10 protein-coding genes are annotated in these 13,007 nt (G+C 70.6%); 2 read left to right on the top strand and 8 right to left on the bottom strand.

The features are described 5' to 3' along the window. Positions 1–47: 47 nt before the first annotated feature. The 3 genes from AB0H56_RS12980 to mqo all read right to left on the bottom strand — a co-directional run bounded on the left by AB0H56_RS12980 (position 48) and on the right by mqo (position 4,251). A complete protein-coding gene (locus AB0H56_RS12980; protein ID WP_357162045.1) occupies positions 48–2,090 on the bottom strand; it encodes a VWA domain-containing protein in 2,043 nt (680 codons plus the stop codon). Positions 2,091–2,315: 225 nt separating this feature from the next. Then, positions 2,316–2,765, bottom strand: coding sequence for a GNAT family N-acetyltransferase (locus AB0H56_RS12975; RefSeq protein WP_357162042.1), 450 nt, complete (start codon positions 2,763–2,765; stop codon positions 2,316–2,318). Positions 2,766–2,778: 13 nt separating this feature from the next. After that, a complete protein-coding gene (gene mqo / locus AB0H56_RS12970; protein WP_357161471.1) occupies positions 2,779–4,251 on the bottom strand; it encodes a malate dehydrogenase (quinone) in 1,473 nt (490 codons plus the stop codon). A 286-nt stretch (positions 4,252–4,537) separates the two neighbouring features. On the opposite strand from mqo, the gene AB0H56_RS12965 reads away from it, so the two are divergent. Next, the gene (locus tag AB0H56_RS12965; protein WP_357161468.1) at positions 4,538–5,581 is read left to right on the top strand and encodes an alpha/beta hydrolase; all 1,044 of its coding nucleotides are present in this window, start codon (positions 4,538–4,540) and stop codon (positions 5,579–5,581) included. A gap of 60 nt (positions 5,582–5,641) precedes the next feature. Here the strand turns inward: AB0H56_RS12965 and AB0H56_RS12960 are convergent, their stop codons facing one another. Together AB0H56_RS12960 and AB0H56_RS12955 are read right to left on the bottom strand one after the other, a co-directional pair. Next, on the bottom strand, positions 5,642–6,205 hold the full coding sequence (locus AB0H56_RS12960; RefSeq protein WP_357161465.1) for an alpha/beta hydrolase: 564 nt from the start codon (positions 6,203–6,205) through the stop codon (positions 5,642–5,644). Between the two features lie 119 nt (positions 6,206–6,324). Next, positions 6,325–7,203, bottom strand: a complete 879-nt coding sequence (locus AB0H56_RS12955; protein WP_357162039.1) for a LysR family transcriptional regulator — start codon at positions 7,201–7,203, stop codon at positions 6,325–6,327. A 50-nt stretch (positions 7,204–7,253) separates the two neighbouring features. Here AB0H56_RS12955 and AB0H56_RS12950 point away from each other — a divergent pair, with 50 nt between their 5' ends. After that, entirely contained in the window at positions 7,254–8,006 is a 753-nt protein-coding gene (locus tag AB0H56_RS12950) for an SDR family oxidoreductase (RefSeq protein WP_357161462.1), read from the top strand. A gap of 3 nt (positions 8,007–8,009) precedes the next feature. On the opposite strand, the gene AB0H56_RS12945 is transcribed toward AB0H56_RS12950, so the two are convergent. The 3 genes from AB0H56_RS12945 to AB0H56_RS12935 all read right to left on the bottom strand — a co-directional run bounded on the left by AB0H56_RS12945 (position 8,010) and on the right by AB0H56_RS12935 (position 12,993). Beyond that, positions 8,010–9,755: a cobyric acid synthase gene (locus tag AB0H56_RS12945; RefSeq protein WP_357162036.1), complete on the bottom strand. Its 1,746-nt coding sequence runs from the start codon at positions 9,753–9,755 to the stop codon at positions 8,010–8,012. A gap of 65 nt (positions 9,756–9,820) precedes the next feature. Then, on the bottom strand, positions 9,821–10,684 hold the full coding sequence (gene map / locus AB0H56_RS12940) for a type I methionyl aminopeptidase (protein WP_357161459.1): 864 nt from the start codon (positions 10,682–10,684) through the stop codon (positions 9,821–9,823). A 23-nt stretch (positions 10,685–10,707) separates the two neighbouring features. Further along, positions 10,708–12,993, bottom strand: coding sequence for an FdhF/YdeP family oxidoreductase (locus AB0H56_RS12935; RefSeq protein ID WP_357161456.1), 2,286 nt, complete (start codon positions 12,991–12,993; stop codon positions 10,708–10,710). Positions 12,994–13,007: the final 14 nt, after the last annotated feature.

Raw genomic sequence — 13,007 nt, 5'->3', positions numbered from 1 at the left:
CGGCCGACCGACCGGGGCGCGACCCCGGGACCCTTCCTGCCGCGTCGTCAGGCCGCGCGACCGACCGGGGCGCGGCCCCGGACCGCCTCCGCGACGGTGTCACCGGTGAGCTCCTCCAGACGCAGGTAGCGAGCGCGCAGGTCGCGGGAGAGTTCGGCCGCGAGACCGAGGCGGACCATGCCGCGCTCGCAGTCGATCACCATGGCGGTGTGGCCCTCGCCCGCCAGCAGCCGGGCGGCGGCGCGGGCGCGTGGCAGCGGGTCGGCGCCGCCGGTGGCGCGGCCGTCGGTGAGCAGCACCAGCATCGGGCGGCGGCGCGGGTCGCGCACGTGTTCGCGGGCGATCACCTCGCGCGCCTTCAGGAGTCCGGCCGCCAGCGGCGTCTTGCCCCCGGTGCGCAGGCCGGCCAGCCTGCGCACGGCGATGTCGACCGAGGAGGTCGGCGGCAGCACGAGATCGGCCTCGCTGCCGCGCACGCTGATCACCGCCACCTTGTCGCGCCGCTGGTAGGCGTCGCGCAGCAGGGTGACGACGGCGCCGGTGACGGCGGTGAGCCGGTCGCGGGCGGCCATCGACCCGGAGGTGTCGACCACGAAGACGACCAGATTCCCTTCGCGCCCCTCGCGATACGCGCCGCGCAGATCCTCGGCAGTAAGTGCCAGGGGTCCGCTGAGCCTGCCGCGCTCGAATTGCCGCGGGGCCGCGGCGAACACGGTGCCGAGCAGGTGCAGACCGGTCGAGGTGTCGGTGTCGGGTCGCACTGTCCGGCCCGAGCGGGTCTGTGCGCGGGAGCGGCGGCCCGGCGCGCCCTCGCCGATGCCGGGGACCTCCCAGCGGGGTGCGGGCTTCGCCGCCGAAGCCGGTGCGCCGGAGACACCTTCGGCCATCGGCCGGCCACCGCGCCCGTTCGGGCCGCCGCCGGGGCCGCCGCCGTCGGGGTCGTCGTCGGGCCCGCCCGTCGGTCCACCGCTCGGATCGGTATCACCCGCAGGATCGCTGTCGTCGCCGTCGGGTCCACGGTCCCGCGCGTTCCCGCCGGGGCTCTCGGCACCTCGGCCGTTGTCCCGGTCCGCGCCGCGTTCGCCGGAGGGCCGGTCATCCTGCGGCAGATCCTGGTGCGACCGCGCCCCGTCGTCCGGCGTCGAGTCGCCGAGCGATTCCTCGTCGAATCCCTCACTCTCCGACGCCTTCTCGACCTCGTCGGCCGCCTGCCGCATGGCATCGTCGAGCTGTTCCTCGCTGATGCCGGGCTCGTCGAACGGATCGCGCCTGCGCCGATGCGGCAGCGCGAGTTCGGCGGCGACGCGCACATCGTCCTCGGTCACCCGGTCGGCGCCGCGCCACGCCGCGTGCGCGGCCGCGGTGCGGGCGACGACCAGATCGGCGCGCATCCCGTCGACGTCGAATGTCGCGCACAGTGCCGCGATCCGGCGCAGCTCGGTGTCGTCCAGCGCCACCTCCGGCAGCCGGTCGCGCGCGTTCAGAATCCGTTCGGCGACACGCTGATCCGCGTCCAGATAGCGGGCCGCGAACCCGGCCGGGTCGGCCTCGTAGTCCAGGCGCCTGCGCACCACGGCCATGCGCACGTCGACATCGCGGGAGGCGGCCACGTCGACGGTGAGCCCGAAGCGGTCGAGCAGCTGCGGACGCAGTTCGCCTTCCTCCGGGTTCATCGTGCCGACGAGCACGAACCGCGCCGGATGCGAATGCGAGACGCCGTCGCGCTCGACGTGGACCCGGCCCATCGCGGCCGCGTCGAGCAGCACGTCGACGAGATGGTCGTGGAGCAGGTTCACCTCGTCGACGTAGAGCACGCCGTGATGGGCCGCGGCCAGCAGACCGGGCCGGAACGCCTGCTCACCGTCACGCAGCACCCGTTCGAGGTCCAGCGAGCCGACCACGCGGTCCTCGGTGGCGCCGACCGGCAGTTCCACCAGCCGCGCGGGCCGCGCGCCGCTCTCGTCGACGACCGGCGGCAGCAACTGCGCCAGCGCGCGCACCACGGTGGACTTGGCCGTCCCCTTCTCACCGCGCACGAGCACCCCGCCGATGCCGGGGTGCACGGCGGACAAGATCAACGCCAGCTGCAGCCGTTCCTGCCCGACGACCGCCGAGAACGGGAAACCCGCCTCGCCCGCCGAACGGGCGGCAGTGTGCGGACCAGCGGCGACATCAGCAAAACCAGGCACGGACCCCACTGTATTCGCGGCCTGGGCACGACCGACGCGCGGGCGTCGTCCGCACTCTCGCCGCCTGCGCCCTGACCACGGCTGGTCGGGTGGCACCGGGCTCGGATGTGCGGCGCCCGACCGGTCCTACCCGCGCCGCATCGGCACGTGCGGAATCCCGTCGTCGAGAAACTCCGGGCCGTCGATGCCGAAACCGAACTTGCCGTACATGTCCACCAGGTGCGCCTGCGCGTTCAGCCGGACCGTGGCCGAGCCGGTCTCGGCCAGGGCCGCCTGCAGCAACCGGGTGCTGTAGCCGCGCCCGCGGGCGGTCTTCGCCGCGCACACCCGGCCGATGCGGAAGCCGTGCTCCCCGTCGACGCGCTCCTCGAGCAAGCGCAGAGTGGCGACGATCGCGCCCTCGTCCTCGAGCCACAGGTGCCTGGTCTCGGCCAGCAGGTCGAGACCGTCCAGCTCGGGATAGGCGCACTCCTGCTCCACGACGAACACCTCGACGCGCAGCCGCAGCAGCTCGTACAGGGTGGCGGCGTCCAGATCCGCCGCCCATGCCCGCTTCAGCACGACCGTCGACATCAGCGCGGCTCGCCGATCAGACCTGCGCGTAGTGCTCGGCACCCGCGGGCGCCGGGGCGGCCGCCCGATCCAGCTTCAGCGACTTGGACGTCCAGTCCCACACTTCCTGGAACAGCGCCTGGTTCTCCGACAGCTTCACACCCAGCGAGGGGATCATCTGCTCGAGCTGCGGCGTCCAGTCCGCGTACTCGCGCGGGAAGCAGCGCTGCATGACGTCGAGCATGGCGGTGACGCAGGTGGAGGCGCCCGGCGAGGCGCCGAGCAGACCGGCGATGGTGCCGTCCTCGGCGGAGATCACCGCGGTGCCGAACTCGAGCACGCCGCCCGCGCCCTTGCGCCGGATGACCTGCACGCGCTGACCGGCCGTGATCAGCTCCCAGTCGCGGCCCTCGGCACGCGGCATGAACTCCTCGAGCACGCCGACCTTGCCGGTCTGCGACTTGAGCAGCTCACTGATCAGGTACTTGGTGAGACCCATCTCGGTCAGGCCGACGCCGACGAGCGAACCGATGTTGTTCGGCTTGATCGACTTGAACAGGTCGGCGTTGGAGCCGTCCTTGAGGAACTTCGGGGTCCAGCCGGCGTAGGGGCCGAACAGCAGGCCCTGGGTGCCGTTGATGACGCGGGTGTCCAGGTGCGGCACCGACATCGGCGGCGCGCCGACGGCGGCCTTGCCGTACACCTTGGCCTCGTGCTGCTCGATCAGCGCGGTGTTGGTGCAGCGCAGGAACTGGCCCGAGATCGGGAAGCCACCGAAGCCCTTGGCCTCCTTGATGCCCGACTTCTGCAGCAGCGGCAGCGCACCGCCACCCGCGCCGACGAAGACGAACTTCGCGTTGAGCGTGCGGGACCGGAAGGTGCGCAGGTTGCGGACGGTGACGTTCCAGGAGCCGTCGGACTGCTTGGCGAGGTCGCGGACCTCGGTGCCGAAGGCGATCTCGCCGCCGGAGTAGCCGATGTAGGCCAGCAGTTGCTTGGTGAGCGCGCCGAAGTCGATGTCGGTGCCGCCGTCGGTCCAGTTCAGCGCGATCGGGTCGCTGAAGTCGCGGCCCTTGGCCATCAGTGGCAGGCGCGCGCTGAACTCGTCAGGGTTGTCGATGTACTCCATGCCGCGGAACAGCGGGTGCGGTGCCAGCGCCTCGTAGCGCTTGCGCAGGTAGTCGACATTGTCGGCGCCGTGCACGAAGCTGACGTGCGGGATGGGGTTGATGAAGCGGCTCGGGTCGCCCAGGACGCCGTTGTCGACGGCCGAGGCCCAGAACTGACGCGAGACCTGGAAGCGCTCGTTGATGTCGACGGCCTTGCTCACGTCGACCGAGCCGTCGGCGTTCTGCGGGCTGTAGTTGAGCTCACACAGCGCCGAGTGCCCGGTGCCCGCGTTGTTCCACGGGTCGCTGCTCTCCGCGGCGGCGGCGTCGAGCCGCTCGAACACCGAGATCGTCCACTCCGGCTGCAGCTGCCGCAGCAGCGCGCCCAGCGTGGCACTCATGATGCCAGCGCCGATGAGAACTACATCGGTCTTTTCAGTCTTCGCAGCGTTCGGCACGGGTAGATCGACTTCCTTGTCCTTCTCAGCCACCCACCGGCAGTGGGATCGCTTGGCGCGGGCGCTTGGTGTTCGGGGCGACTCGCGGTGAACCGCCGGGGGTAGGTTACCCGTCGTTCACCTGAAGCCAATTGTGCACCTCAGGCGTTCGGAGTTCTGCAACCGACCTACCGAATGTGATGTAAACCAACACTGCACGTCGCGATGACCGCGCGATAGATTGAGCGGTGTGACGAACGAAACCTCACTCGATCCCGTCGGCGGCCCCGCGCGGACCGATGAGCAGTGGCAACCCGATGTCCTCGGCACCGACTACCAACAGCGCACGCTGCCACTCGGCACCGATCCCGACGGTGAGGGCGAGGTGGTGGCCACACTCGTGCGCTACCTGCCCGATGCCGACGCGCCGTCCACCGAACCCACCGTGCTGTACCTGCACGGCTTCACCGACTACTTCTTCCAGGAGCACCTGGCCCAGCACTTCGCGGCCCGCGGACACCGTTTCTACGCGCTGGACCTGCGCAAATGCGGCCGTTCGCGACGCGAGGGGCAGAGCGCGCACTTCGTCAGCGATCTGGCGCTCTACGACGTCGAGCTGAACGAGGCGCTGCGGATCGCGCGCGCCGAGACCGGCAACGACGTGCTGGTCGTCGGGCACTCGACCGGCGGGCTGGTGGCCGCGCTGTGGCTGGACCGGCTCGAGGCCGCGGGCGGCAGCGCCGCGGCGGGCGTCGCGGGCGTCGTGCTCAACAGCCCCTGGTTCGATCTGCAGGGTCCGTCGTTCTACCGCACCGTCGGCACCCCGATCATCAACGCCGTCGGCCGCGTGCGGGCCTTCGCCCAGCTGCCCGGCATGGGCGTGAGCACCGCCTACGGCGACAGCCTGCACCACACCCGCGCGGGCGAGTGGGACTACAACCTGGACTGGAAGCCGCTCACCGGTGAGCCGGTGCGGCTGGGCTGGCTGCGCGCCATCCGGCAGGGCCAGGCGCGGCTGCACCAGGGTCTGGCGATCGGCGTGCCCGCGCTGATCCTGCGCTCGCGGCTGACCAAGTTCGCCCGCGAGCACAGCGCCGCGGTCGACGTGGCCGACGCCGTCCTCGACGTCAAGCAGATCCAGCGCTGGGCGGGTTGCCTGGGCGAGCGCACCACGATCGTCCCGATCGACGGCGCCCGCCACGACGTGTTCCTGTCCTCGGAGGCGGTGCGCGCCAACGCTTTCCAGGAGACCGACAACTGGCTCGACTGGCTGGTGACCTACCGCAAGTCGTAGCCGCACGACCGAGCGCCGGGCGCCGAGGGGATTCGCTCCTCGGCGCCCGGCGTGTTTCGGCTACCAGAGGCTGGTGCGCAGCACGATCTCGGTGGCCAGCTCGTGGGCGCCCTCGGTGGCGATGTTGTCGACCTCGAGCGGGACCACCCGGAACTCGCCGTAGACGAAGCGGCCCGACGCGTCGGCGGTCGCGCGGGGCAGGCCCTTGGTGACGAGCATGGTGACCGGCAACTCCAGCGGCGGACAGGCCGCGTCGGGCGCGTTGCCCTCGGCGTCGGGCACCGCCGGATGGCCGTGATCGGCCACCACCAGGCTCATGAACCGGCCGAACCGGCCCGCGCACAACCGCCAGGCGAGCTCCGCGCCCGCCCCGCGACCCGCGACGTTGACATAGGGCAGTCCGAGCTCGTCGAGGATGGCGTGGATCGCCGCCGGGTCGAGCCCCTCGACCGACTCCGGGACCACCGTCTGCAGGTCGGATTCGTGCAGCCGCGCGCACACCTGATCGAACACGTCGGCGGGGTCGTCCGCGTCGGGCAGCAGCAGCACATTGTGCCGTGACTGGGGGCCGTCGACCCGCACCGTCCAAGCTCGGTCACCGACCGTGATCCGCCGAGATTTCATGCCGGTGTACGGTACACGGCTCGCCTGAACGCGGCAGCTCGTTCCGCGTCCCGCGGCCCGTCGGTTTCCCCGCGTGTCCTGCGGTTTCCCCGCTCCTCACGGCGAAATTGCCGACCCTGTCACAGCCCGGGCGAGCGGGTGGGGCGCCGCACGGTCAGCAGGTCGCGGATCGGCGAGACGGTGTGCGGCAGCCAGAGCGCCTGGGTGGGCGCCAGCGGCGGGTCGACCAGGTCGACGACGGTGACGCGACCGCCGAGCGCCGGACCGGCGGGCGCGGTGACGAAGGCGATGTGGTCGTTGTCGGCGACGGCGGTGACCGGCGGGGTGCCCTGCACGCGGTTGACGACGAAGGTGGGCTCGAAACCCGCTCTGCGACAAGTGCTCAGCAGAAAGTCGGTGTAGAACGAGCTGCCCGGCGGCGCCCAGACGATGATCGACTCCGCACGCAGGTCGTCGATCCGCACCCGCTCCCGGTCGGCGAGGCGATGGCTCGCGGCCACCGCGATCCGCACCGGGTCGTAGGCGATGACGGCCGAGGCCAGGTCCGGCGGCATCGCCATCCCGCGCCGCAGTGCGAGGTCGAGCTCGCCGTCGTAGAGGGCCTTGACCAGGGCGTCCGGAAACACCTCGCGCGCCGTCACCGAGACCTCGGGCAGTTGCGCCCGCACCGGCTCGAGCAGCAGGTACACCTCCTCGGCGGTGACGGCCGGGGTGTGCCCGACGACGAACGGCCGCGGCGCCGCCGTCCCCGCCTCGTGGGTGCGCTCGGCCAGGTTCGCGGCCGCGGCGAGCAGGACCCGGGCGCCCTCGCGCAGCACCGCGCCCGCCTCGGTCGTGCGCAGCTTGCGGCCGCTCCGGTCGAACAGACCGACCCCCAGCTGCCGTTCGAGCTGACCGATCGCGGCGCTGACGGCCTGCTGCGTCAGGTGCAGTTCCGCTGCGGCACTGGTGAATCCGGCATGGTCGGCGACGGCGAGGAACTGCTGCAGGCGGTACAGGTCCGGTGCCTAGCGTCGAGAACACAGACACCGACGAGAGGATTCGACCGATGACAGGCGTGCTGACCGGAAATGTCGCCGTGGTGGCCGCGGGCGCGAAGAACCTGGGTGGGCTCATCAGCACCACCCTCGCCGAGGACGGCGCGAACATCCTGGTCCACTACAACAGCGACGCCAGCGCCGACGAGGCCGACAAGACGGTGGCGGCGGCGCGGGCCGCCGGCGTGGAGGCGGTGAAGTTCCAGGCCGACCTGACCGATCCCGCGAACGTGGCGCGCATGTTCGACACCGCGTTCGACGCGTTCGGCCGCGTCGACATCGCCGTGAACACGGTGGGCAAGGTGCTGCGCAAGCCGATCCTGGACACCACCGAAGCCGAATACGACGCGATGTTCGACATCAACGCCAAGGCCGCGTTCTTCTTCCTGCGGGAAGCGGGCAGGCGCCTGAACGAGGGCGGCCGCATCGTCACCATCGTGACCTCGCTGCTCGCGGCGTTCACCGACGGCTACGCCACCTACGCGGGCGCCAAGAGCCCGGTGGAACACTTCACCCGCGCAGCGGCCAAGGAATTCGCGGACCGGGGCATCACGGTCAACAGCGTGGCTCCCGGCCCGATGGACACCCCGTTCTTCTACCCGCAGGAGACCCCGGAACGCGTGGAATTCCACAAGTCCCAGGCCCTCGGCGGCAGGCTGACCAGAATCGACGACATCGCGCCGCTGGTCGAATTCCTGGTGTCCGAGGGTGGTTGGATCACCGGCCAGACGATCTTCGCCAACGGCGGCTACACGACCCGCTGAGGCTCAGCCGGGGACGACGCCCACCGATTCGGTCCGGATCACCGGCAGGTCGGTGGGCGCGCCGCGCGCGATCAGCGCGTCGAGAGCGTCGAGGTCGACGTGCTGTTCGATCAGGTCGGCCAGGAGGTCGAGTTGCGCGGCGCGGACGGCGGCCACGGAGGTGTCGGGGGCCGGGCGGAAGCCGGTGCGGCCCGCCCGCGCGGCCACCTCGGCGAGCCAGGCGCGACGGAATTCGTCGGACTCGAGCAGCCCGTGCACGTGCGTGCCCCAGATCGCTTCGCGGACACTGCCTTCGGGCGCTCCGTCGATGGTCAGCCAAGGCGTGTCACCGTTGTGCTCGACCCGGCCGTGATGGATTTCGTAGCCACCCACCGGCATCGGGCCGGCGTGACCGGTGACCTGCCGGGCGATCTTGGGATCGGCGAACTCGATCTCCAGGTCGAGCAGGCCGAGACCGTGGGCGATCCACGGCACGCCTGTTCCCGAGCCGACCTCGGAAACAGGGGATCGAGTCGCGACGTCGACACCGCGGGCCGGCTCCGTGGCTGCGAGCGTTTCCGTTACAGCGTCCGCCACGGGGTCCTCGCCGCCGGCGGGTACCAGCGCGACTCGTTGATCGGGGACGGCGTCTACCCCTGGCTCGTCGCGCGCGACAGGGTCCGGTTCCACAGAATCGCCCGGTGGCCGGTACTCGATCCCGTCGACGATGCGACGGCCGAGCATCTGGTAGCCGCCGCAGATACCCAGAATCGGACGGCCGGCAGCCAATCGCGCGCGCAGAGCGGCGTCGATTCCCTTGGCGCGCAACCACTCCAGATCGGAGACGGTGGATTTGGAGCCGGGCACGATGACCAGGTCGGCGGTGGCCAGCTGGTCGGGGCTGTCCGCCCAGCGCACGGCCACGCCGGGCTCACAGGCCAGGGCCTCGATGTCGGTGGAGTTGGAGATGCGCGGCAGGCGGATGGCGGCGACGGTGAGCCATTCGGCGCCGTGCGGCGGGCCGGGACGGCCGACGGGGGTGCCGGCGACGGTACCGAGTGAATCCTCCGCATCGAGCCACAGGTCTTCGGCGAACGGCAGCACGCCCAGTGTCGGGCGCCCGGTCAGTGTGGTCAGCTGGTCGAGGCCGGGCTGGAGCAGTGACACATCGCCACGGAACTTGTTGACGAGGAAGCCCGAGATGAGCCGCTGGTCTTCGGGCTCCAGCACCGCGACGGTGCCGAACAGGTGCGCGAGCACTCCCCCTCGGTCGATGTCGCCGACGACGAGCACCGGCAGCTCCGCCGCGCGGGCCAGCCCCATGTTCGCCAGATCGGTGGCACGCAGATTGATCTCGGCGGGCGACCCGGCGCCCTCACAGATCACCACATCGAATTCAGTACGCAGCGAAGCGAGTTCATGCGCGACGACCTCGCGCAACTGCTGCCGACGGGTGAAATAGTCCCGCGCACCGACTGTTCCGATCGCCTTGCCCCGCACCACCAGCTGCGAGCGCCGGTCACTGCCCGGCTTGAGCAGCACCGGGTTGAACCGCACGCTCGGCTCCAGCCCACACGCCCGTGCCTGGAGCGCCTGCGCGCGCCCGATCTCACCGCCGTCGAGGGTGACGACGGAGTTGTTGGACATGTTCTGCGCCTTGAACGGCGCGACCCGCACACCCCGCCGCGCCAGCATTCGGCAGATGCCCGCCACCACCACGCTTTTCCCCGCGTCGGAGGTCGTGCCCGCGATCAGCAGGGCACCGCGCAACGGGCTCGCGGCAAGGTCGGGGTTTCCGTGCTCACCCGGCGACGTGCGCTTCGATCCCGCCGCGTTCACGGCAAGGTGAGGATTTCCGCACCGGTTTCCGTGACCACCAGGGTGTGCTCGAATTGCGCGGTCCAGGAGCGATCCTTGGTGACCACGGTCCAGCCGTCGTCCCAGATGTCGTAGTCGATACCGCCGAGGTTGATCATCGGCTCGATGGTGAAGGTCATGCCGGGCTCGATGACGGTGTCGATGTTGGGCTGGTCGTAGTGCAGCACCACCAGGCCGTTGTGGAAGGTGGGGCCGACGCCGTGGCCGGTGAAGTCGCGGACGACGCCGTAGCCGAAGCGGTTGGCGTAGGCCTCGATGACGCGGCCGATCACGTTGAGCGCGCGGCCCGGCTTGACCGCCTTGATCGCGCGGTTGGTGGCCTCCTCGGTGCGCTCGACCAGCAGGCGCACCTCCTCGTCGACGTCACCGGAGAGGAAGGTGCGGTTGGTGTCGCCGTGCACGCCGTGGATGTAGGCGGTGACGTCGATGTTGACGATGTCGCCGTCCTCGATCACGGTCGAGTCGGGGATGCCGTGGCAGATGACCTCGTTGAGCGAGGTGCAGCACGACTTGGGGAAGCCTTTGTACTCGAGCGTCGACGGGTAGGCGCCGTGGTCGCACATGTACTCGTGCGCGATGCGGTCCAGTTCGTCGGTCGTGACGCCCGGCGCGACCGCCTTGCCCGCCTCGGCGAGGGCCTGGGCGGCGATCTTGCTCGCGATCCGCATCTTCTCGATGGTCTCGGCCGTCTGCACCCAGGGCTCGTTGCCCTCCACGGCGGTCTTCTTCCCCACGTACTCGGGACGCTCGATGGAACGCGGGACGTCCCGGATCGGCGTCTGGATGCCGGGAACGAGGGGCTGACGGGTGCGCACGGACATAGCAGCGAGTGTATCCATGTCCGTCAGGCGCGCGCTGTCACCCGCTCCAGCCGGACGACGATCCCCTTCGAGGTGGGGGTGTTGCTGATGTCGGCCACGCTGTCGAGCGGCACGAGCACATTGGTCTCCGGGTAGTACGCGGCGGCCGATCCGCGACTGGCCGGGTACGCCACGACGACGAAGTTCTCCGCCCGCCGCTCGACGCCGTCGTGCCAGACGCTGATCAGGTCGACGGTGTCGCGGTCGGCCAGGCCGAGCTCGGCCAGATCGGCCGGGTTGACCATGACCACCCGGCGCGCGTGGTGGATGCCGCGATAGCGGTCGTTGGCGGCGTAGGGGATGGTGTTCCACTGGTCGTGCGAGCGCAGCGACTGCAACAGCAGATGCCCGGGCGGCACGTCGAGCGAGGTCAGCTCGTTGCAGGTGAACTCGGCCTTGCCGCTCGCCGTCCGGTACACCCCGGTGTTGACCGGGTTGACCAGGCGCAGTCCGCCCGGCCGGGTGACCCGTTCGGTGAAGTTCTCGAAGCCCGGCACCACGCGGGAGATCCGGTCGCGGATGGTGTCGTAGTCGTTCTCGAACTCCGCCCACGGGATCGCCGGGTTCTCCCCCAGCGTGCGCCGCGCCAGGCGGGCGAGGATCGCCACCTCGCTGAGCAGGTGCGGCGAGGCCGGATCCAGGCGCCCGCGTGAGGCATGGACCTCACTCATCGAATCCTCCACGGTGACGAACTGCTCGACGCCGTCCTGGATGTCGCGATCGCTGCGGCCCAGGGTCGGCAGGATCAGCGCCGTCTCCCCGCAGACGGTGTGCGAGCGATTGAGTTTGGTGGAGATCTGCACGGTGAGCGCGCAGCGCCGCAGCGCCGCCTCGGTGACCGCGCTGTCGGGGGTGGCGCGCACGAAATTGCCCGCCACCCCGAAGAACACCTTCGCCCGGCCGTCGCGCATGGCGCGGATCGCGCCCACCGAGTCCAGACCGTGCTCGGTGGGTGGGGTGAAGGCGAATTCGGCGCCGAGCGCGTCGAGGAACGACTGCGGCATCCGCTCCCAGATGCCCATCGTCCGGTCGCCCTGGACATTGCTGTGGCCGCGGACCGGGCACACCCCGGCGCCGGGACGGCCGAGATTGCCGCGCAGCAGCAGGAAGTCGACGATCTCGCGGATGGTCGGCACGCCGTGCTTGTGCTGGGTGAGACCCATCGCCCAGCACACGATGATCTTCTTCGCCCCGAGCACCCGCCGGTGCGCCTGCTCGATCTCGGCGCGGGTGAGGCCGGTGGCCGCGAGCGCCTCGTCCCAGGTGATCGCGCGCGCGTGCGCCGCGAAGGCGTCGAAGCCGTTGGTCTGCGTGCGGAGGAATTCGTGGTCGAGGACGGTGCCCGGCGCCGCGTCCTCGGCGTCGAGCAGCAGCCGGTTGAGCATCCGGAACAGCGCGAGATCACCGCCGGGCCGGATCTGCAGGAACTGATCGGCGATCTCGGTGCCTCGGCCGATCACCCCGCGCGGGACCTGCGGATTCTTGAACCGGATCAGCCCGGCCTCGGGCAGCGGGTTGACCGCGATCACCGCGCCGCCGTTGCGTTTGGTCTGTTCGAGCGCGGTGAGCATGCGCGGGTGGTTGGTGCCGGGATTCTGGCCGACGACGAAGATCAGGTCGGCCTGGTGGATGTCGTCGAGCGAGACCGTGCCCTTGCCGACCCCGAGCGTCTGGTTGAGCGCCGAACCGCTCGACTCGTGGCACATGTTCGAGCAGTCGGGCAGGTTGTTCGTGCCGAACGCGCGCGCGAACAGTTGCAGCAGGAACGCGGCCTCGTTGCTGACCCGGCCCGAGGTGTAGAACAGCGCCTCGTCGGGCGAGTCGAGGCCGCGCAGCGTGGTGGCCATCAGGTCGAACGCCTCGTCCCAGCCGATCGGCGCGTAGTGCGTGGCGCCGGGGCGCTTCACCATCGGCTCGGTGAGCCTGCCCTGCTGATTGAGCCAGTAGTCGGACTTGCCGTCGAGCTCGGCCACGCTGTGTTCGGCGAAGAAGTCCGCGGTGACGCGGCGGGTGGTCGCCTCGTCGGCGATGTGCTTGGCGCCGTTCTCGCAGTACTCGTTCTTGTGCCGGTGTTTCGGCTCGGGCCAGGCGCAGCCGGGGCAGTCGAAACCCTTGGTCTGGTTGATGTTCAGCAGGGTGAGCGCGGTGCGCGCCGGCGAGGTCTGCGCCAGGGCGTACTCGAGCGCGTGCGCGACACCGGGGACCCCCGCCGCCCAGGTCTTGGGCGGGGTCACCGTCAGGTCGTCGTGGGGGTCGTCGATCGAGGTCATGGTCGCCTCTTCCG

This window comes from Nocardia sp. NPDC050717 (genome assembly GCF_040654275.1).
Taxonomy (GTDB): Bacteria; Actinomycetota; Actinomycetes; order Mycobacteriales; family Mycobacteriaceae; genus Nocardia.
The sequence above is the reverse complement of the archived record's forward strand: the minus strand, read 5'-3'. Positions and strand labels throughout refer to the sequence as shown.

Excerpts from the sequence above, each read along its gene's own strand:
- AB0H56_RS12935 (WP_357161456.1), bottom strand. The coding sequence starts at position 12,993 with ATGACCTCGATCGACGACCCCCACGACGACCTGACGGTGACCCCGCCC.
- map (WP_357161459.1), bottom strand. The coding sequence starts at position 10,684 with ATGTCCGTGCGCACCCGTCAGCCCCTCGTTCCCGGCATCCAGACGCCG.
- mqo (WP_357161471.1), bottom strand. The coding sequence starts at position 4,251 with ATGAGTGCCACGCTGGGCGCGCTGCTGCGGCAGCTGCAGCCGGAGTGG.
- AB0H56_RS12960 (WP_357161465.1), bottom strand. The coding sequence starts at position 6,205 with ATGAAATCTCGGCGGATCACGGTCGGTGACCGAGCTTGGACGGTGCGG.
- AB0H56_RS12950 (WP_357161462.1), top strand. The coding sequence starts at position 7,254 with ATGACAGGCGTGCTGACCGGAAATGTCGCCGTGGTGGCCGCGGGCGCG.